General features: G+C 64.0%; 18 protein-coding genes. 15 read left to right on the top strand and 3 right to left on the bottom strand.

The window, feature by feature from the left end; genetic code table 11:
• Positions 1 to 12: 12 nt before the first annotated feature.
• The 11 genes from coxB to X265_RS08415 all read left to right on the top strand — a co-directional run bounded on the left by coxB (position 13) and on the right by X265_RS08415 (position 11,869).
• Complete coding sequence (gene coxB / locus X265_RS08465) at positions 13 to 1,023, top strand: cytochrome c oxidase subunit II (protein ID WP_128964392.1); 1,011 nt, start codon at positions 13 to 15, stop codon at positions 1,021 to 1,023.
• Positions 1,020 to 2,933 carry a cytochrome c oxidase subunit I gene (gene ctaD, locus X265_RS08460; RefSeq protein WP_128964391.1) on the top strand — a complete coding sequence of 638 codons (1,914 nt, stop codon included), beginning with the start codon at positions 1,020 to 1,022 and terminating at the stop codon, positions 2,931 to 2,933. Before coxB ends, ctaD begins: the two co-directional genes overlap by 4 nt.
• Positions 2,930 to 3,529 (top strand): cytochrome c oxidase subunit 3, encoded by a 600-nt coding sequence (locus X265_RS08455; protein WP_128964390.1) that lies wholly within the window; start codon positions 2,930 to 2,932, stop codon positions 3,527 to 3,529. Before ctaD ends, X265_RS08455 begins: the two co-directional genes overlap by 4 nt.
• Positions 3,526 to 3,879: a hypothetical protein gene (locus X265_RS08450; RefSeq protein ID WP_128964389.1), complete on the top strand. Its 354-nt coding sequence runs from the start codon at positions 3,526 to 3,528 to the stop codon at positions 3,877 to 3,879. The genes X265_RS08455 and X265_RS08450 overlap by 4 nt, the downstream gene beginning before the upstream one ends.
• Entirely contained in the window at positions 3,867 to 4,787 is a 921-nt protein-coding gene (locus X265_RS08445; RefSeq protein WP_128964388.1) for a cytochrome c oxidase assembly protein, read from the top strand. Before X265_RS08450 ends, X265_RS08445 begins: the two co-directional genes overlap by 13 nt.
• Before the next feature lie 87 nt (positions 4,788 to 4,874).
• Positions 4,875 to 5,663, top strand: a complete 789-nt coding sequence (locus X265_RS08440) for a heme-binding protein (protein ID WP_128964387.1) — start codon at positions 4,875 to 4,877, stop codon at positions 5,661 to 5,663.
• A 105-nt stretch (positions 5,664 to 5,768) separates the two neighbouring features.
• Positions 5,769 to 7,616: a methanol/ethanol family PQQ-dependent dehydrogenase gene (locus tag X265_RS08435; protein ID WP_128964386.1), complete on the top strand. Its 1,848-nt coding sequence runs from the start codon at positions 5,769 to 5,771 to the stop codon at positions 7,614 to 7,616.
• Complete coding sequence (locus X265_RS08430) at positions 7,600 to 8,439, top strand: substrate-binding domain-containing protein (RefSeq protein ID WP_128964385.1); 840 nt, start codon at positions 7,600 to 7,602, stop codon at positions 8,437 to 8,439. The genes X265_RS08435 and X265_RS08430 overlap by 17 nt, the downstream gene beginning before the upstream one ends.
• Positions 8,439 to 9,074, top strand: a complete 636-nt coding sequence (locus X265_RS08425) for a c-type cytochrome (protein ID WP_128969186.1) — start codon at positions 8,439 to 8,441, stop codon at positions 9,072 to 9,074. The genes X265_RS08430 and X265_RS08425 overlap by 1 nt, the downstream gene beginning before the upstream one ends.
• A 12-nt stretch (positions 9,075 to 9,086) precedes the next feature.
• Entirely contained in the window at positions 9,087 to 9,467 is a 381-nt protein-coding gene (locus tag X265_RS08420) for a c-type cytochrome (RefSeq protein ID WP_188637351.1), read from the top strand.
• 14 nt (positions 9,468 to 9,481) lie between these two features.
• Entirely contained in the window at positions 9,482 to 11,869 is a 2,388-nt protein-coding gene (locus tag X265_RS08415; RefSeq protein WP_128964384.1) for a glucose/quinate/shikimate family membrane-bound PQQ-dependent dehydrogenase, read from the top strand.
• An 18-nt stretch (positions 11,870 to 11,887) separates the two neighbouring features.
• Here X265_RS08415 and X265_RS08410 read toward each other — a convergent pair whose 3' ends face one another.
• Positions 11,888 to 13,654, bottom strand: a complete 1,767-nt coding sequence (locus X265_RS08410) for an SDR family oxidoreductase (protein ID WP_128964383.1) — start codon at positions 13,652 to 13,654, stop codon at positions 11,888 to 11,890.
• A gap of 634 nt (positions 13,655 to 14,288) precedes the next feature.
• Between X265_RS08410 and X265_RS08405 the strand changes: the two genes are divergently transcribed.
• Positions 14,289 to 15,071, top strand: a complete 783-nt coding sequence (locus X265_RS08405; RefSeq protein WP_128964382.1) for a Crp/Fnr family transcriptional regulator — start codon at positions 14,289 to 14,291, stop codon at positions 15,069 to 15,071.
• A 6-nt stretch (positions 15,072 to 15,077) separates the two neighbouring features.
• Here the strand turns inward: X265_RS08405 and X265_RS08400 are convergent, their stop codons facing one another.
• Complete coding sequence (locus X265_RS08400; RefSeq protein ID WP_128964381.1) at positions 15,078 to 15,968, bottom strand: hypothetical protein; 891 nt, start codon at positions 15,966 to 15,968, stop codon at positions 15,078 to 15,080.
• 36 nt (positions 15,969 to 16,004) lie between these two features.
• A complete protein-coding gene (locus X265_RS08395) occupies positions 16,005 to 16,292 on the bottom strand; it encodes a hypothetical protein (protein WP_128964380.1) in 288 nt (95 codons plus the stop codon).
• A 332-nt stretch (positions 16,293 to 16,624) separates the two neighbouring features.
• On the opposite strand from X265_RS08395, the gene X265_RS08390 reads away from it, so the two are divergent.
• The 3 genes from X265_RS08390 to X265_RS08380 are packed head-to-tail and all read left to right on the top strand — an operon-like array spanning position 16,625 to position 19,421.
• Positions 16,625 to 17,725, top strand: a complete 1,101-nt coding sequence (locus tag X265_RS08390) for an inositol-3-phosphate synthase (RefSeq protein ID WP_128964379.1) — start codon at positions 16,625 to 16,627, stop codon at positions 17,723 to 17,725.
• The gene (locus tag X265_RS08385) at positions 17,725 to 18,321 is read left to right on the top strand and encodes a histidine phosphatase family protein (protein ID WP_128964378.1); all 597 of its coding nucleotides are present in this window, start codon (positions 17,725 to 17,727) and stop codon (positions 18,319 to 18,321) included. The genes X265_RS08390 and X265_RS08385 overlap by 1 nt, the downstream gene beginning before the upstream one ends.
• On the top strand, positions 18,318 to 19,421 hold the full coding sequence (locus X265_RS08380) for a CgeB family protein (RefSeq protein ID WP_128964377.1): 1,104 nt from the start codon (positions 18,318 to 18,320) through the stop codon (positions 19,419 to 19,421). The genes X265_RS08385 and X265_RS08380 overlap by 4 nt, the downstream gene beginning before the upstream one ends.
• Positions 19,422 to 19,423 lie beyond the last annotated feature (2 nt).

Genomic DNA, 19,423 nt, shown 5'->3' with positions numbered 1-19,423 from the left:
TGGCGAACATCGATGCCTGTCCGGATGCGAACGGCTCTGGTGCCATCTGCGACGTTGCCGCTGGCCGCTTGCGCAGGCCGGCAGTCCGCGCTCGACCCGCAGGGACTTCAATCCGGCGAGATATTCCACACTCTCTCCGTCTTCCTGATCGTCGCGGCCCTCGTCTGGATCGCCGTGGTGATCGTCCTTGGGCTAAGCATGCTGCGCCGGAAGCGCGCGGCCGACCAGCCGCTCGCGCTGCACCAGCCGTTTGAGCGAGCCAGCGGTCGCGTCATCTTCGTGTTGGGGCTTGCAACCCTGGTCATCGTGCTCGGGCTCTCGATCGTCAGCTATGCCGGCCAACGCACCGTCTTCGCCAAGGTCGAGAACGCGCTCACGCTCAAGATCATCGGGCATCAATGGTGGTGGGAAGTCCGCTACGAGGACGACAGCCCCGCCCGGAGCTTCGTGACCGCAAACGAGATCCGCATTCCGGCCGGGAAGCCCGTGAAGGTCGAGTTGGAGTCCGCCGATGTGATCCACAGCTTCTGGGTCCCCAGCCTGACCGGCAAGATGGACCTCATCACCGGGCAGAAGAACGAGCTGCAATTCACCGCGAAGAATGCCGGCGTCTATCGCGGCCAATGCGCCGAATTCTGCGGCCTTCAGCATGCCCATATGGCCTTCGCGGTGCTCGCGCTGCCGCCGGACGAATTCGGCCGCTGGCGCGACCACGAAAACGAAAGCGCGCGCGATCCGGCCGACCAGCTCGGCAGGCTGGGCGAGCAGCTGTTCCGCGCGCGAGGCTGTGCGCTCTGCCACAGCATCCGCGGTACGCTCGCTGGCGGCCAGCTCGGCCCTGACCTCACCCATGTCGGCAGCCGGACGACGGTCGCGGCCGGAACGCTGCCGATGTCCCCGGCAACGCTTGCGGCCTGGATCGCCGATCCCCAGCACATCAAGCCCGGAAACTACATGCCGAAGATGCCGCTGCAATCGGACGAGCTCATCGCGATTCTTCATTATCTGGAGCAGCTCAAGTGAGCATTGTGGCCGAGCAACGCGAGCTGCGCGACGACGCGCTCAATGGTCTGCAGCTTTCGACGCGGCTCGAGAACCTCTGGCGGACGCCGTCCGGCTTTTTCGGGGCACTTGCGTCGGTGGACCACAAGGTTGTCGGGCGCCGCTACATCGTCACGGCATTCGTGTTCCTGCTGCTCGGCGGGGTTCTCGCAGTGCTGATGCGCGTTCAGCTCGCCGGCCCCGAGAAGACGTTCTTGTCGGCCGACAAGTACGACCAGATCTTCACCATGCACGGCTCGACGATGATGTTCCTCTTCGCCGTGCCTGTCATGGAGGCATTCGCCGTCTATCTCGTGCCGCTGATGGTCGGAACGCGCAACATCGCCTTCCCGCGCCTGAATGCCTTCAGCTACTGGATGTTCCTGTTCGGCGGCTGTTTCCTCTGGATTTCCTTCATGCTCAATGTCGGCCCTGACGTCGGCTGGTTTGCCTACGTTCCGCTCTCGTCATTGCAGTACACCCCGACGAAGCGGCCAGATGTCTGGGCGCAGATGATCACCTTCACGGAGGTCGCCGCGCTCGCGGTCTCCGTGGAGATCGTCGTGACCGTTTTCAAGCTGCGCGCGCCGGGAATGACGCTCGACCGCATTCCGCTTTTCGTCTGGGCCATGCTGGTCACCAGCTTCCTGGTGATGTTCGCGATGCCCTCGATCATGGTCGCATCGACCTCGTTGATCCTGGACCGCCTCGTCAACACGCGCTTCTACGACTCGTCTTCGGGCGGGCATCCCCTGCTCTGGCAGCACCTGTTCTGGTTCTTCGGCCATCCCGAGGTCTACATCATCTTCATCCCCGGCACCGGCATGGTCTCGATGATCCTCGCAACGTTCGCGCGCCGTCCGGTGATCGGCTACCCCGTCGTCATCCTCTCGTTGATTGCGACGGGTTTCCTGTCGTTCGGCCTGTGGGTCCACCACATGTTCGTCACCGGCCTGCCGCAGCTCGGCGCCGGCCTGTTCACGGCCTCCAGCATGCTGATCGCGGTGCCGAGCGGGCTCCAGATTTTCTGCTGGCTTGCGACGCTCTGGGATGGCCGCCCTGTCTACCGCACGCCGCTGCTGTTCGTCCTCGGCTTCATCGTCATCTTCGTGATCGGCGGTCTGTCCGGCGTGATGGTCGCCTCGGTGCCGATCGACACCCAGGTGCACGACACCTATTTCGTCGTCGCCCATTTCCACTACGTGTTGATCGGCGGCGCCGTGTTCCCGCTCATCGGCGCCGTCTACTACTGGTTTCCCAAGATCGCCGGCCGGATGCTGAGCGAGCGGCTCGGACGCTGGCACTTCTGGCTCGCCTTTGTCGGCTTCAATGTCGCGTTTTTCCCGATGCATATTCTCGGACTGATCGGGATGCCGCGGCGGGTCTACACGTATACCGCCGACATGGACTGGGCCCACCTCAACCTGCTCTCCAGCGCCGGCGCCGCCATCTTCGCGATCAGCTTCGCGCTATTGCTCGTCAATGCGATTCATAGCCTCCGCAGCGGGGCCCTGGCGGGCGACAATCCCTGGGACGCCTCGACCCTGGAATGGGCGACCACGTCGCCGCCGCCGCCGCAGAACTTCGATCGCATTCCCATCGTCAAACATCGCGATCCCCTCTGGTTCGACAACGAGAGCCTGCCTGTGGTCGCAGGTCTCAGCGTGGAGCGCCGCGAGGTGCTCATGACCTCGCTTGCGGAAGCCGAGCCGCAGGTCCGCGAAGCGTCTCCCGAGCCGAGCATCTGGCCGCTGCTGACGGCGATCGCCACCACGGTGTTCTTCATCGGCTCGATCTTCACGCCCTGGGCCGTGCTGTGGGGCACGCCGCCGATGGCGGTCACCTTGATCGGCTGGTTCTGGCCGAGCGGCAGCAAGGAGGACGAGGAGTGAGACAGACCATCGTCCGCAATGTCGCCGAGCTGCCGACCTATGGCTACGGCCCGCGCAGCGGCCCCTGGTGGGGCGCCATGGGCTTCATGGCGCTGGAGGGCATGGGATTTGCTATCGCCATCGGCGCCTACCTCTATCTCTATGCCGTCAATCCGAACTGGCCGATCGGCGCTGCGCCGCCCGATCTCTGGCCCGGCACGGCCGAGACGATCATCTATCTCTTGAGCATCATCCCGAACGAAATGATCAATCGCGTGGCGCACCGGCAGGATCTTGCCAGGGTGCGCATCGGCCTGATCGTGATGTCGCTGATCGGCATCGCTCTGCTCGTGCTGCGCGGTTTCGAGTTCGCCCATCTCAACACGCGCTGGGACAACTCCGCCTACGGATCGATCGTCTGGTTGATCCTGGGACTCCACACCACCCATCTTGCCACCGACGTCGGCGACACGGTCGTGCTGGCCGTCCTGATGTTCACACGCCACGCCAAGCCGCGCCGGTTCAGCGACGTCACCGACAACGTGTTCTATTGGAACTTCGTCGTGCTGGCCTGGCTGCCGCTCTACGTCCTGCTCGACTGGGTGCCGCGCTTATGACCGATCCTGAACGAGCTCCGAAACTGCTCTATTGGGCCGGCGTCGCGCTCGGCCCGCTGGCCTGGGGCATCAACCTGCAAGGGGTCTACGCGCTCGCCCATTTCTCATGCGAGACGACGAAGCTGAGCGGCACGATCATGAGCGCCGTCCTGGCCATCGTCGCCCTCGCGGGAACGGCAATATCCGCGCGTGCGGTCCGTCGCGGCGCCGGGGCGGAGTGGACCGACGCGCAGGGCGGTGGTCCCCGCACATTCATGGCCTGGCTGGGCGTCGGCTCCGGTGTGTTGTTCGCGCTGGTGATCGCGAACCAGCTCGCGGCGTCGTTGATGATCAGCCCATGCCTGCGCTGAGCCTGCTGGCGCTCCTGCTGAGCCTGGTTGCGGCGCCGGCGATGGCCCATGGCATCTCGGACGTCGATCCGGGCTCGCTCTGGAGCTTCGATCCGTGGCTTCTGGCGCCGCTCTACGCCGTTGGGACCGCCTTCTATGTCGGCACGCAGCGGCTCTGGCGCCGTGCCGGCGGCGGACGCGGCGTCAACTTCCGCCAGGTCGGCGCATTCTGGGCGGGATGGCTGATCGTCGCGCTCGCCCTCACCTCGCCGCTGCATTGGCTCGGCGAGCGTCTGTTCACGGCCCACATGGTCGAGCACGAGTTGCTCATGATCGTCGGCGCGCCGCTGATGGCCTACGCCCGGATCAACGGGCCGGTGATGTGGAGCCTGCCCGCCTCGCTTCGTCCCGCCGTGGGCCGATGTCTCAACTGGCCTGGCGTGGCGAGGCCGTGGGCGCTCGTCAGCCACCCTGTCAGCGCGACAGCCCTGCATGGCCTGGCTCTCTGGGTCTGGCATGCGCCGCCGCTCTATGCGTGGGCGCTCGAAAACACCGCGGTCCATCGCCTTCAGCACATCAGCTTCTTCGCCACCGCGCTGTTGTTCTGGTGGGTGCTGCTGCACGGCCGCGGCCTCGGGCGCAGCGTGCGACTTCGGGATGGGATCGCGGTCGCATGCCTGTTCGTCACCGTGCTTCATTCCGGCGTGCTCGGCGCCTTGTTGACGCTGTCGACGCGCATCTGGATTCCCGGCCAGGGCGCCCTTGCGGGCGAGTTCGGCTTGTCGCCGCTCGAGGATCAGCAGCTCGCGGGCATTCTGATGTGGGTGCCCATGGGCATCCTCTACACGGGCGCAGCATTGTTCTTCGCCTATCGCTGGCTGATCACGATCGACGCGTCCCGCGTGCCGATGGTTCGGCATGCCGGCTGAACGATCCGCTTGATGGCAAGGGACATAGGAACCGCAAGTCGGACCACGACGTTCGCCTGCTGAGTTTCGACACTCCAAGGAGGCCACATGGGCAAAAGAACCGTCCTGGCGACCGTCATCCTCGCGGCTGGCCTTGCCCTGCCGCAAGGCGTGATCGCGCAAGATCAGCCGCGCCCGGGAATGTCGTGTCCGGTCGACCATGACCAGCTGGCGGACATCCTCAAGAAGAGCGTCAAGCCGGGCGGCGGCCCCAGCAACGGCGGCCTCGACAACAACGAATGGGCTGCCGTCGTGAACCGGCAGGGCGTGGTCTGCGCCGTCGCCTACAGCGGCAGCAAGGCCGACGACCAATGGCCGGGCAGCCGTGCCATCGCCGCCGAGAAGGCCAACACGGCGAATGCGTTCAGCCTGACGAACAAAGCGATGGCCAGCGCAAACCTCTATGCGGGTGCACAGCCCGGCGGCTTTCTGTTCGGTGCGGCGCTCAGCAATCCACCGTCACCGGAGGTGATTTATGCGGGCACGCCGGAGGAATTCGGAACCGCGCATGATCCGATGGTCGGCAAGCCTGTCGGCGGCGTCATCGTGTTCGGCGGCGGGCTCGCGCTCTATGACGGCAACGGCATCGCCGGCGCGCTCGGCGTGAGCGGCGACAGCTCCTGCGCGGACCACAATGTCGCCTGGCGCGTGCGTCACCTCCTCGGCCTCGATCACGTACCGGCCGGTGTCAGCCCGAACGCGAAGGACGCCATCATCTACGACATCGGCCCGGACGGCAAAAGCCCGTCCGGATTTGGTCACCCGAAATGCAACGGCAAGGAAGACCAGATCGCCGTCGATCTCGGCGCCGGTGTCTCGGGGAATGTCGTGAGATAGGTGCAGTCGAGCACTTAGGAACCAAGCGCGCGTGCAACGTTTGTACGTTCGCAATCCGGCCTGCAACGCGGCAGGGCCTCATCAATGCCGTGGAGATCTTCACCTATGTTAATGCCCGGCCTCAGGCAATTGCTGTGGGGGACGTTGAGCCTGATCTGCGCCTGCTGCGCATCGCAGTCTCCCGGCTTTGCCCAGACCGATCTGGCCAGCCGCATGAAAGATCCCGGCCAGTGGCCGATGGCTGCGCGTGACTATGCCAACACCCGTTACAGCGCCCTCGACCAGATCAACGCAAGCAATGCGTCACGCCTGCAGCTCGCCTGGACGTTTTCGATCGGAGCCGATCGCGGCCAGGAGGCCGCCCCACTCGTCGTCGACGGGACCATGTACGTGGTTGGGCCCTATGCCGGTCCCTATCCGAACCGCGTGTTCGCGCTCGATGCCACAACGGGCGAGTTGAAATGGTCGTATGCACCGAAACCCGAACCTGCCGCGGCAGGCGTTGCCTGCTGCGATGTCGTCAATCGCGGGCTCGCCTTCGACAACGGCAAGGTGTTTCTCAATACGCTCGATAATCATTCCGTCGCGATCGACGCGAAGACCGGCAAGGAGCTCTGGCATACGAAGCTCGGCGAGATCAACAAGGGCGAGACCATCACGATGGCGCCGGTCATCGTCAAGGGCAAGGTTCTCATCGGTAACAGCGGTGGAGAGATGGGTGTGCGCGGCTGGGTCACCGCGCTCGACGAGAACACCGGTGCCATCGCCTGGCGTGCGTATGCGACCGGCCCCGACAAGGACGTCTTGATCGGCGATGACTTCAAGCCGTTTTACGACAGCCTCAAGGGCAAGGATCTCGGCGTCAAGAGCTGGCCTGCCGACCGATGGCAGGTCGGCGGCGGCACCATGTGGGGATGGATCTCCTACGATGCCGATCTCAACCTGATCTATTACGGGACCGCCAATCCCAGCCCCTGGAATGCGAACCAGCGCAGCGGCGACAATCTCTGGAGCACAACCATCTTCGCGCGCGATCCTGATAATGGGCATGCCAAATGGGCCTACCAAGTCAACCCGCACGATCTGTTCGACCATGACGAGATCAACGAGAACGTACTGGTCGACCTCGAGCTGAATGGCCAGACGCGCAAGGTGCTGATCCATCCCGGCCGCAACGGCTACATGTACGTGATCGACCGCGCCACCGGCGAAGTGATCTCCGCCGATGCCTTCGAATTCGTGAATGCCTACAAGGGCGTCAACCTCAAGACCGGCAAGATCATCCCCAACGAGGAGAAGACGCCGCTGGCCGGCAAGACGGTCGAGAACATCTGCCCGAGCGCGCCGGGCGCCAAGGATTGGCAGCCAACGGCGTGGTCACCGCGCACGAAGCTGCTCTACGTTCCGCATCAGCATCTCTGCATGAACTTCAAGGCGTCGCAGGTCGGCTACATCGCCGGCACGCCCTATGTCGGCGCCGATGTCGATATGTATGCCGGCCCCGGGGGGCATCGCGGCGAGTTCATGGCGTGGGATCCGGTCGCGCGCAAGAAGGTCTGGGAGATCCACGAGAAGCTGCCGGTCTGGAGCGGCGCGCTGGTGACGGCGGGCGATGTCGCGTTCTATGGAACGATGGACCGCTTGTTCAAGGCGGTGGACGCCAAGACGGGCAAAGTGCTCTGGCAGTTTCGTGCAGGCTCGGGATTCATAGGCCAGCCGATCTCCTACCGCGGCTCGGACGGGCAGCAATACATCGCCATCCTCTCGGGCGTCGGTGGCTGGCCCGGCGTGGTGGCGAATGCGGAGGTCGATCAGCGCGTGCGCAATGCCGCGCTGGGCTTCACCGGCGCGATGCAGGATCTGCCGTTCTACACCACTGGCGGCAGCGAACTCCTGGTGTTCAAGCTCGGCAGCGCCGACGGTCAGGACAACAGCCATGCGCCTCCGCAGTGATTGTACCGCTGTTGTGCTTGCCTGCCTGGTCGGGATCGTGTCCCCGGCAACGGCCGCGCCGAATGGCGAGCTTCGAGTCTGCGCCGATCCGAACAATCTGCCGTTCTCCAACAGCGCGGAGGCCGGCTTCGAGAACAAGCTCGCGGCGATGGTCGCCGAGTCCCTCGGACGATCCCTGTCCTACACCTGGTGGGCGCAGCGTCGTGGCTTCATCCGCAACACGCTGAAGGCCGATAAATGCGACCTCGTGATCGGTGTGCCCTCCGGCTACGATCTGGTCGAAACCACAAAGCCCTATTATCGCTCGACCTACGTCTTCGTCAGTCGTCAGGACGAGCATCTTGACCTGTCTTCGCTGCTCGACCCGCGCCTGCATCGTCTCGTGATCGGCGTGCACCTCGTCGGCGACGACGGCAACAATCCGCCACCGGCGCAGGCCCTTGGCCAGCTCGGTATCGTCGACAATGTCCGCGGCTACTCGATCTATGGAGACTATCGCCAGGCCGACCCGCCGGCGCGCCTGATCGAGGCGGTCGAACGCGGCGAGATCGACGTTGCCGCCGCATGGGGGCCGCTGGGCGGCTATTTCGCCGAGCATTCGAGGGTGCCGCTGACGGTCACCCCGATCCAGGACGGCGCGCGCTTCACGCCGCAGCAATTCCAGTTCGCCATCGCGATGGGGGTTCGCAAGGGAGACCACGCTCTACGCGACCGCTTGAACACGTTCATCGACGAGCATCGATCCGAGATCGCCGCGCTGCTGCGGAGCTACGGCGTGCCTCTGGTCGACGAGTCAGTGACGGCATCAGGAGGACACGAATGATGTCTGCCCCATCGCTGCGCGCGAGCGCCGCCGCCCTGCTGCTGGCGACCACGCCGAGCGGCGCCGTGTTCGCGCAACAAACTCTGCCGCAATCCCAGGAGGCGCAATTGCCTACCCTGGCGCCGCGTCCGAATTTCGGTGGCAGCGTGGGAAACGGCAGGCGGGGCGTCTTCATGCAGGTGCCCGTCAGCCATCTTTTCCCCGGCGCTCAGCCCGATCCGCCCGAGATCAAGAACCCCGTCCAGGGCGATCCCAATGCCGAGCAGCGCGGGATGACCTATTTCGTCAATTTCAATTGCGTCGGCTGCCATGCGCCGAATGGCGGCGGCGGCATGGGACCGGCGCTGAGCAACAATCTCTTCACCTATGGCTCGCAACCCGAGAACATCTACCTGTCGATCTACCAGGGGCGGCCCAATGGCATGCCGGCCTGGGGCGGCGTGCTGCCCGACAGCGTGATCTGGGACCTCGTCACCTATATCGGCAAGATCAGCAATGAGCCGAACCGGCAATGGGGTCGCACCTTTGCGGCCAATCCGCTGTCGCCCCAAGTGGAGCAGGTCCCGAGCGAGCAGGTCTCGACGACCGATCCATGGTCCGCCACCAAGACCTTCAATTTCGGCCAGAAGCCCTGATCGGAGCGGCGAATGGGCGACAATCTGGCCGCACGGTTGTTGATCGCCTCGCTGGTGGGGCTGGCGATGATCGGCTGCGGCAAGGCCGATGCCGCGGGCCCTGACAATTTCGTTGGCGACGCCAAGCGCGGCGCCGACCTCATCAAGAATTATCATTGCGGCGGCTGTCACGACATTCCCGGCATTGCCGGCGCGGACGGCAATGTCGGCCCGCCGCTGCATCGGGTCGGCACGCGGACCTATATCGCCGGCTACATCCGGAACTCTCCCGACAACATGGCCGCCTGGATCGAAGATCCGCAGAAAGCGTTACCCGGTAACGCAATGCCCAGAATGGGAATCCCGCAGAAGGACGCGCGCGACATCGCCGCCTTTCTCTACACGCTCAAATAGCCGAGCAGTCCCCGATGATCTCCATCAAGACCTTATTCCGCGAAACGCCTTGGCTCGCCATCACCATCGTGGTCCTTGCGCTCATCGCGCTGTATCTGCTCCTTGGCGGCATCTGGCTCGCAACTCTGGGTGGCTCCGCCTATTATGTGATTGCCGGGATCGCTCTCCTGCTCACCTGCTGGTTGCTTGCGAACCGCAGCGCTGCGGCGCTCTGGGTCTATGCGCTGCTGCTGCTCGGCACGATGGGTTGGGCGGTGTGGGAGGTCGGGCTTGATTTCTGGTCGCTCGCACCCCGCGGTGACATCCTGGCGCCGCTCGGCGTGTGGTTGCTGCTGCCGTTCGTATCGTCACGTCTGATGCCGCGCGTGCGGATGGCGCGAGCGGCGCTTGGCTTCGTGTTGATCATCGCCATTGTCGTGCTCGGCGTTTCTCTTGCCAGGGATCGCCGTGCGATTGCCGGAACGCTGCCCGAGAACAATACGTCGGACGCCGCCTCCTCCGCCTCGTCTGCGCCTGCTGCCGGCCAGGACTGGACGGCCTATGGCAGCACCGGCTTCGGCACGCGCTATTCCTCGCTCAGCCAGATCACCGACGCCAATGTCAAGGACCTCAAGCTCGCCTGGGAATTCCGCACGGGCGACCACAAGGGACCTGACGATCCCGACGAGATCACCAACCAGGCAACCCCGCTCAAGGTCGGCGACCTGCTCTACACCTGCTCGCAGCACCAGATCGTGTTCGCGCTGGAGGCTGCGACCGGAAAGCTTCGCTGGAAGTTCGACCCTGAGGTCAAGCACAACAAGGCATTTCAGCACATGACCTGCCGCGGCGTGTCCTATCACGCGACCAAGCCCGGCGCGGTGACTGCCGGCGGCGGGCCCGCTCCCTCCGATTGTCCGGCGCGCATCTTCATCCCCACCAATGACGGGCGAATGTTCGCGCTCGATGCACAGAGCGGCAGGCCCTGCGAGAGCTTTGGCGATCACGGCCAGATCGACCTCAAACAAGGTAGCGAGATCCAGACGCTCGGCTTTTATGAGGGGACGTCGCCCCCGGTCGTGACCGACAAAGTCCTGATCGTCGGCGGGGCCGTGATCGACAATTATTCCGATCGCGTACCGTCAGGCGTGATCCGCGGCTTCGACATCTATTCCGGCAAGCTGATCTGGGCGTTCGATGCCGGCAATCCCGACCCGAACGAGATGCCGTCGGCTTCGCATCATTTCACCGCCGGCTCGCCCAATTCGTGGAGCATTTCCGCGGTCGACGAAAATCTTGGTCTGGTTTACGTGCCGCTCGGTTCGGGCTCTCCGGACATCTGGGGCGGCGGCCGTTCCGCCGACGAAGAGCGTTACGATTCGGCTCTGATTGCACTCGACATCGGCACGGGAAAGCTGCGCTGGTCGTTCCAGAACGTGCACCACGACCTATGGGACATGGATATGCCGTCGCAGCCGAGCCTGGTCGATCTGCGCTCGAACGGCAGCGTCACGCCGGCGATCTATATCCCGGCAAAGACCGGCGACATCTTCGTGCTCGACCGCCGCGACGGGCATCAACTGGTGCCCACGCCGGAGAAGCCGGTGCCGCAAGGGCCCGCGCCCGGAGACCGGCTGTCGCCGACCCAGCCCTTCTCGCAATTGAGCTTCCGTCCACCTGGCATGCTGACGGATGCGCAGATGTGGGGCAGCACGATGTTCGATCAGCTCGCCTGCCGCATCAAGTTCAAGCGCCTGCGCTACGAAGGACCGTTCACGCCGCCCTCGGAACAAGGCACACTGGTGTTCCCTGGTGACTTCGGCATGTTCGAATGGGGCGGCATCGCCGTCGATCCCAAGCGCCAGATCGCGATCGCAAATCCGCAATCCATTCCCTTCATCTCGCGCCTGGTGCCGCGCGGAAAGGACAATCCGGCTGCGCCCAACGCGGCGCATCCACCCGGCACCGAACTCGGGGTGCAGCCGATGTATGGCGCTCCCTATGGCGTCGATCTCGGCATTTTCCTCTCGCCGCTCGGCATTCCCTGCCTCGAACCGCCCTGGGGCAATATCGCAGCCATCGATCTGAAGACCCAGAAGATCGTCTGGCAGCATCGCATCGGCACGATCCGCGATGAGGCGCCGCTACCGCTGCCGTTCAAGCTGGGCGTCCCCATGCTGGGGGGGCCGATCGTGACCGCGGGCGGTGTCGCCTTCATCACGGGAACGATGGACTATTATATCAGGGCCTTCGACATCAAGGACGGCAAGCAGCTTTGGGAGGACCGGCTTCCGGCCGGCGGTCAGTCGACACCGATGACCTATGAAGTCGGCGGCAAGCAATACGTCGTGACGGTCGACGGCGGCCACGGCTCATTCGGCACCAAGCTCGGCGACTACGTGCGGGCCTACGCGCTGCCATGATGTCCGTCAGCACGCCCTTTATGCTCGGCGGCGTCTTGTCCCGATTGGCCGGCGCGGGCGAGCAACTGCCGAGGCGACCAAAGCAGCGCACGCAGCTATTCCAACCACCGCAAGCCCTTTGCTGATGACCCCGGCCGGCGGAAGCTGCTTTCGCGCCAGCCATCCTCCGTCGACGGATGTGCCTGGTGACGACGCCTCGATCATGCTTCCTTCGCTGATCGGGGCGCGCCGGGCGCGCGACAGCAGAAATCGAAATGCACCTCCCGTCAGATACTCGGTCAATCTCGGCGCGAGAGCGTAACCGATCTGGCCCGCGCGGGCCGGCCATCCGACGGCCACTTCATCGCGCGGCGCGCGAACGAGGCTCAAGAAGATTTGGGCGACATCTTCGGACTGGTACAGAAGCGGGCCGGGATCGAGCCTCTTTCCGGACATGTTGGCGCCGTGGATGAAACCCGGCGTATCCACCATCGCCGGGAAGACGCCGCAGACGTGGATCTGGGGATGTGCGCCGAGTTCCTGGCGCAGGCTTGCCGTGAACCCGCGCAGGCCGAACTTGCTCGCGGTGTACGCGGCAGCAAACGGCGTCGGCGTCCACCCTCCAAGCGAGATGTTATTGATCAGGATCCCCCGCTTCTGACGGAGAAAGATCGGCAGCACCGCGAAAGCGCCATGCATGGTCCCAAGCAGATTGACCTCGATCGTTCGCCGATGAAGCGCAAGATCGGCGTCCTGGTAGGCGCCGAACACACCCGTGCCGGCATTGTTGATCCAGACGTCGATGCCGCCGAACGCATCTTCCGCCTCCCGGGCCAATCGCTGCACCGCCTCGGCATCGGTGACATCGGTCGGGATCGCCACGGCACGACCTCCGAGAGCCCCGCACTCCGCCGCAAGGTCTTTCAGGATCCCACCGCGCCGCGCAGCGAGAGCTACGCTCGCACCTTCTCGCGCGAACGCCAGCGCTGCGGCGCGACCGATTCCACTCGACGCTCCCGTGATGACGACGCGTGTGCCTTTCATTGACCGCGATGTGGTTTCCGAAACGCCGGCGGGAAGAAGCCAGCGCAGTGACTGACGGAGCCGCTCGGTTCCTTCAGATGCGAACCAGTCGCCATGCGCGAAGATGACCCGCTCGGGTGCCAGGCTCACCAGTCGCTCCGCCGCGGCCTGCGTCGAACGGCCGCCAAGCCGCAACAGCAGCCGAAGATAAACCGGCGCCTTGCCGTCAGGTTTGGCGTTGCCGAGCAGGTCTGCCGCAGCCTGATTTGGCGGGGAGAGATGCTTCGGGTCCAGATTTTGCACGAGATCCGTCAGGACCAATGTGCGGCTTCGCTTGTCGAATAGCTCCACCTCCGCGAACATCGGCGCAGTCACGGAGATGGTCTCGAGCTCGGCAGCCCACTCATCGGGGGTGACGTCGCCCAGTTCGCGGTCGATATGAAGACCGGCCTCGCGCACCTGCTTCCGCGCAGCCAGTCCCCGCGCCGCGAAGATCCGTGCTTGCGGCAATTGTTTCTGCCACGTCGGCAGAAACATCCAGTGCGCAACATTGGGTGCGAGCAGATATTTGATGGGGCCTAACCGCTCCAGCTCCTCGCGCAGAGCCGACGAATATCGCACCGGCGAGTGCAGCACGAGATCGCCATTCGGCAACCGAATGACCGTCATACGAATGGGCAGACGCAGGCCGGCCGCACTGATCGGCGCGTCATCCGCGATCCAGATATCATCAGTCACCCTGGTCAGGAGGACGGACGACAATAGGGCATCAGAACTGTTCATGAGCGCCTTCCCGTTAGTAACCCGGTGCAAATCCCGGGAATGACGCTCGTTCCTGCAGTCGTCATCGAAGCGAGGCGGCGGGGTCTCGGGGAGCGCGGGCTCGCGGTATCTTTAGTTGAGGTCCCCGCGTGGTGAAGCCATCCGGTGAGTTCACCAGGATTTTGCCGGGCCTAGGAACCGAAGTTCACCCGATTCCTTGGTAGGCAACCATCCGGACGATGTTCATGCGAGCAAGCCCAAGAGCGGACCGTCAGCGGTCGATATCTGCCGGAAGCTTTCTGATCGCCGTCCTGACCCTTCTGATCATCGTGAAGGCTCTTGAACGCCGGATATCGTGATTGTGCCTATCGCTTCTGCTTCGCCTCTCGGTCGGCCCTCATCCGCCGGGAATGGACTTGATCGGGATGCCCACGAGTTCCGGAGGGCGCTTTCGAACGTCGTGTTCGAACGCGACGATCAGCAGCTCGATTGCAGTCGGAATTAGCTCCGATGAATAGGAACGTTGAAGACGGGCGGACGTCGATCTGTATCCATTGATGCATCCTCTGAGTTCGGGCGGACGTTATCAAGAGTTAATGTCTTCTCTTCGCCACTAGGTCAGAATGATGCCGGTGGCGGGGCGATCGGGTAACCAATGCAGACCGGTTTTGCTTTTTCCAAACTCGCCGATCACCTGGCGAGTCTTGCTGACGTGACCACCGAGGATCTCGATCTGCTGGCCGAAATGCCCAGTACCATTGCGCATTTCAGCTCGCGTCAGGCGATCCTGCGTCAGGGCGACGAGGGCAATCAATGCTGCCTGCTGCTCCAGGGTTATTTGTCCTGGCAGGATGCCCAAGGGGCGGACGGGCAGATCACGTCGATCGCGGTCCCCGGCGACATCGCAGATCTCCAGACACTGTACCAGCCGCGCATCACCGGTAATCTGATTGCGCTCGGCCCAGCCGTCGTGGCGCAGGTTCCTCATCGCTTCTTTCGCGAATTGTCGGCGCGGTCGCCGCGAATGTCTCGCGCCTTGTTGCTCATGCTGCTCGCCGACCATGCCATGCAGCGGAACTGGACGATCAATCTCGGCAGCCGGAACGCCTTGACGCGCGTGGCGCATCTGCTCTGCGAAATCACGACACGGCTGCAGAATGTCGGGCTCGCGAAGGATTTCAGATTGTCCTCGCCTTTCACCCAGGCCGACCTCGCCGCAGCCTGCAGCATCTCCCCCGTCCACGCCAATCGCACTATCCAGGAACTACGCCGCTCCAACCTGCTGCAATGGCACGGCAACACCTTGGTGATCTCGAACTGGCCCGGATTGGTCCGGCTGGCGGGTTTCGATCCCGCCTATCTCGGCATCCGTGCTCGCGAGCCGGGTGCCCGTCCAGCGCAATCGGAACCAGCTAAAGTCGAAAATGTGCCGGCCTGATCATGTTCATGCGACCCTTTGCTCGGCCGTCACTCGCTCCTGCAGCGCTTCTCTCACCTCCGCGATGACGGTGCTCCAGTCGCCGGCCGTCGTTTGACGAAACAGCCGCACGCTCGGGTACCACAACGAGCGGCCTCCGGTTGAAGGCCACCGCCAGTCGCAATCGGCATGCAGCAGCACCCAGGCTTCGCACCCAAGTGCGCCCGCGAGGTGCGCGACCATGGTATCGACGCAAATGACAAGGTCGACCTCGCGGAGCAGATGACCAAGCGTTGCGATCTCGGGCGTACTGATGTCGCGCGCGCCGATCCCTGTGAGGCTTTCAGTCGTGGCATCCCGCTGCAGCGAGTGGAGCGCTACGCCACGAACAGCGAGATGTCGGAGCAATTCAGGCGGAATGGCCCGCCGTTTATCCCACTGGCCAACCTCCCAAACCAGCCCCACGGTCAGACCCTCGCGATCGAGCGAGACGGGCATGCTCTTCGGCGGCAGCTTAATATACGGCGCTCCCATCTCGATCTGCCCTCGCCCGACCTTGAGCGCGTGCGGAACCTCCATGATCTCGATATCGACCTCGAACTCCAGTTCCGGCGTACCGTCATGGAGAGCCAGCGCGCGATCGACGCCTGCGGCCCGCTCGACCAGGGGCAACAATTCGCGCTGGCACCAGATCGACACGCTGCTCGCCACGCCCCGAAGGGGCTGCATGAAGCGCAGGAACTGGATCGTGTCGCCGAGCCCGTGATAACAGCGCACCAGCACGTGCTTGCCCGCGAGCGGCTCTGCTCGCCAGATCCGCTGCAGATGCCGCGGTCCTGTGTGCTTGGGCGGATGCGACGACGCCGCGAGATCGCGGTCGTTGACGGCCCAGGCGCGCTCGAAATCGCCCGCGCGCATCGCCTCTACCCACTCGTTCGCCACGTCCGGGACCGACTAGCGGCGGACGAATTTGTGGAAACGGCTGAGCTTGCCGTCCTTGGTCCGATCCTGGTGGAGAAAGGCAATCCCCGCCTCGTCGAACTTCTCGAAGAACTCGTCCCAGCCGATGCGGTCGAGCCCTTCATCTGGCGGATCGAAATCGATGCGCAGGATGCCGGCATGTCCATCCTCTTCGGTCGCCTTGACCGTTGCCGGCCGCCCGCCGCGCTCGTCCACCCATTTGCGGATCGCGGCGTGATCGGTGGTCGCTTCGGCTTCGCTGTTCTGCGTCTTGGACGTCATGTGGCACCTCGCTCGCTGACCGGGCCGGCAATGACATTGTCATCGCCTGGACCATTTGCGGTGAAACGCGGGCGGCCGGGATTCGTTCTTCGCGGCACGCCGTGGCTGAAGCCGGGCAACCTGCATCATCTTCTTCATCTTCATCCAGGAAGATCTTCGTTCCCTGCGTGCAGCCGCGGATTCTATCCCAGGTTAAGCCCGCTGCATTTTGTTGCCCGGAATCGATCCACAGCCGCGGCGTGGCGTCTCCAACGCAGGAACGAACATACCTTCCGATACGTTCGCCGATCTACTTACACTGCTGCCACGCGTCTTCCCGGAGGTTTTCGTCCATGCATTCCCGTCTTCAGGACAGGCGCCGCGTGCGCGTCGGCATCGTCGGCGTCGGCAATTGCGCAAGTTCCTTCGTCCAGGGGCTCACCTATTATCGTAACGCCAAGTCGAACGAGCCTGTGCCCGGCCTGATGAACGTTGATCTAGGCGGATATCACATCAGCGACATTCAGATTGCGTCGGCTTTTGATGTCAACGCGGGCAAGGTCGGTCGCGATGTCGCCGCGGCCATCTTTGCCAGGCCGAACAACACGCATCGCTTCGCGGACGTCGACGAGACCGGCGTGATTGTCCAGCGCGGTCCGGTGCTGGATGGCATCGGGCACTATCTCCAAGACGACGTTCCGGTCGCCGACGTCCCGGAGGCCGACGTTTCGGAAGTTCTGGCGATGTCGCGAACCGACGTTCTGGTCTCATACCTGCCTGTGGGCTCGCAGCGCGCAAGCGAATGGTACGCGGCCCGCGCCATCGAAGCCGGTTGCGGCTACGTCAATTGCATTCCCGTCTTCATCGCCTCCAATCCCGACTGGCGGCGGCGGTTCGAGGACGCAGGACTTCCGATCATCGGAGACGACATCAAGAGCCAGGTCGGCGCGACCATCATGCATCGCGTGCTTGCCAATCTGTTTCGCGATCGCGGCGTACGGCTCGATCGCACCTACCAGCTCAATGTCGGGGGCAACACCGATTTCAAGAACATGCTGGAACGAGAGCGATTGACCTCGAAGAAGATCTCGAAGACCCAGGCCGTCACCAGCCAGTTCGACGTCCCGATGGACCCAGACAACATTCACGTGGGGCCGAGCGACCACGTGCCCTGGCTGACCGACCGCAAGCTCGCCTTCATCCGGCTCGAAGGCACGACCTTCGGCGGCGTGCCCCTGAGCGCCGAGGTCAAGCTCGAAGTGTGGGATTCACCGAACTCGGCGGGCGTCGTGATCGATGCAGTCCGCTGCGCCAAGCTGGCGATGGATCGCGGTCAGGGCGGCGCCCTGACCGGTCCCTCCAGCTATTTCATGAAGTCGCCGCCGCAACAGTTCACCGACGAGGAGGCTGGACGGCGAACGCGCGCCTTTATCGATGACAAGGCCTACACCTGATGGCCGCAATCATCCATCTTGTCCGCCATGGTCATCACGCCCTGCTCGGCCGTACATTATGCGGGCGGATGAATGGCGTCACGCTCGACGACGTCGGCTGCGCGGAGATGGCGCGCTGTGCGGCTAATTTGCGCCCGCGGCCGAACCTGATCCAATCGAGCCCGCAGCGGCGCTGCATGCAATCAGCCTGCATCCTGGCCGCGCATTTCGGTTTGCCGGTCGAGATCGTTCCCGCTCTCGACGAACTCGACTATGGCGAATGGACCGGCCGGTCCTTCGAGGAGCTCGGTCGGGACCCGCAATGGTCGCGCTGGAACAGGGAGCGTGGCAGCGCCCGTCCACCAGACGGCGAGAGCATGCGGTCGCTCCAGAATCGTATCGTCAACCATCTGGAGCAGCTGCGCAACGATCGTTCCGCGGGCACAGCCATCGCCGTCAGCCATGCCGAGCCGATCCGCGCCGCGCTGCTGCACTACGCGCGCATGCGGCTGGACGACTTCCTTGCGATCGAGATCGACCCGTCCAGCATCAGTACCCTCAGCGCAGGCAGGGGCGGATACAGAATAACCGGAGTCAATCAGCGGGTGCCGGCGTGAAGATCGTCATTTTCGGCCTGACCATCTCCTCCTCCTGGGGCAACGGCCACGCGACGCTCTGGCGCGGCCTCTGCAAGCACCTGACACGTCTCGGCCACAGCGTCGTCTTCTACGAGCGCGACGTTCCCTATTACGCCGGCGCCCGCGACTTCAATGAGCTGCCGGGTGGCCGGCTACGACTGTTTTCGCATTGGGAGGAGACTCGCTCCCTCGCCCGCGACGACGTCCGTGATGCCGATGTCGCGATCGTGACGTCGTACTGTCCCGATGCGATCGCGGCGACCGACCTGATCATGTCCGAAGGGCGCGCTATCCCCGTCTTCTATGACCTGGATACGCCCATCACACTGGCGCGGCTCCTGGCGGGTGAATCCGTTCCTTACATCGGCCCGCGAGGCCTGCGGGATTTTGCGCTTGTCCTCAGCTTTACCGGCGGACCGCGCGTGACCCAAGAATTCCGCGATCGGCTCGGCGCCGCTGACATCCATCCCCTGTACGGCCACGTCGATAGCGATATTCATCGCCCGGTACCGCCCCAACCGCACTATCGCGCGGATCTGTCCTATCTCGGCACCTATTCCCAAGACCGCCAGCGTGGGCTCGAAGCTCTGTTCGTCGAACCGGCACGAGCCCGGCAGGACCTCCGGTTCCTGATCGGCGGAGCGCAATATCCCGACGACTTTCCGTGGTCGTCCAACATCTACTTCGTGCGGCATCTGCCGCCGTCCGAACATGCGCCTTTCTTTGCGTCCTCCCGTCTGACCCTCAATGTCACGCGCAAGGCCATGGCGGAGATGGGCTGGTGCCCCTCCGGCCGCCTGTTCGAGGCAGCGGCCTGCGGTGTCCCGCTCCTGAGCGACGACTGGCCGGGCATCGAGGCGTTCTTCACGCCCGGCCGGGAGATCCTGATCGCGCGCGACGCGCAGGACACCTTGGCCGCGCTGGCGATGTCGAACGCCGAGCTGCAAGCCATCGCCAGGTGCGCCTATGAGCGGACGATGGATCAGCACACATCCGATAGACGCGCGCGCGAGCTGGTGTTGCTGCTCGAGCAGGCGGAATCCAGCGGCGCACATCAGCAGCAATCCGAGGAGGCCTGACC

It is taken from the genome of Bradyrhizobium guangdongense, from assembly GCF_004114975.1.
In the GTDB taxonomy this organism is placed as follows: Bacteria; Pseudomonadota; Alphaproteobacteria; order Rhizobiales; family Xanthobacteraceae; genus Bradyrhizobium; species Bradyrhizobium guangdongense.
Note: the sequence above shows the minus strand (reverse complement) of the source record. Positions and strands in the feature narration are given on the sequence as shown.

Coding starts and splice junctions, on each gene's coding strand:
- X265_RS08415 (WP_128964384.1), top strand. CDS start 9,482: ATGATCTCCATCAAGACCTTATTCCGCGAAACGCCTTGGCTCGCCATC.
- X265_RS08450 (WP_128964389.1), top strand. CDS start 3,526: ATGACCGATCCTGAACGAGCTCCGAAACTGCTCTATTGGGCCGGCGTC.
- X265_RS08425 (WP_128969186.1), top strand. CDS start 8,439: ATGTCTGCCCCATCGCTGCGCGCGAGCGCCGCCGCCCTGCTGCTGGCG.
- coxB (WP_128964392.1), top strand. CDS start 13: ATGCCTGTCCGGATGCGAACGGCTCTGGTGCCATCTGCGACGTTGCCG.
- X265_RS08400 (WP_128964381.1), bottom strand. CDS start 15,968: ATGCGCGCGGGCGATTTCGAGCGCGCCTGGGCCGTCAACGACCGCGAT.
- X265_RS08405 (WP_128964382.1), top strand. CDS start 14,289: ATGCAGACCGGTTTTGCTTTTTCCAAACTCGCCGATCACCTGGCGAGT.
- X265_RS08430 (WP_128964385.1), top strand. CDS start 7,600: ATGCGCCTCCGCAGTGATTGTACCGCTGTTGTGCTTGCCTGCCTGGTC.
- X265_RS08395 (WP_128964380.1), bottom strand. CDS start 16,292: ATGACGTCCAAGACGCAGAACAGCGAAGCCGAAGCGACCACCGATCAC.
- X265_RS08445 (WP_128964388.1), top strand. CDS start 3,867: ATGCCTGCGCTGAGCCTGCTGGCGCTCCTGCTGAGCCTGGTTGCGGCG.
- X265_RS08420 (WP_188637351.1), top strand. CDS start 9,087: ATGGGCGACAATCTGGCCGCACGGTTGTTGATCGCCTCGCTGGTGGGG.
- X265_RS08440 (WP_128964387.1), top strand. CDS start 4,875: ATGGGCAAAAGAACCGTCCTGGCGACCGTCATCCTCGCGGCTGGCCTT.
- X265_RS08390 (WP_128964379.1), top strand. CDS start 16,625: ATGCATTCCCGTCTTCAGGACAGGCGCCGCGTGCGCGTCGGCATCGTC.
- X265_RS08410 (WP_128964383.1), bottom strand. CDS start 13,654: ATGAACAGTTCTGATGCCCTATTGTCGTCCGTCCTCCTGACCAGGGTG.
- X265_RS08435 (WP_128964386.1), top strand. CDS start 5,769: ATGTTAATGCCCGGCCTCAGGCAATTGCTGTGGGGGACGTTGAGCCTG.
- X265_RS08385 (WP_128964378.1), top strand. CDS start 17,725: ATGGCCGCAATCATCCATCTTGTCCGCCATGGTCATCACGCCCTGCTC.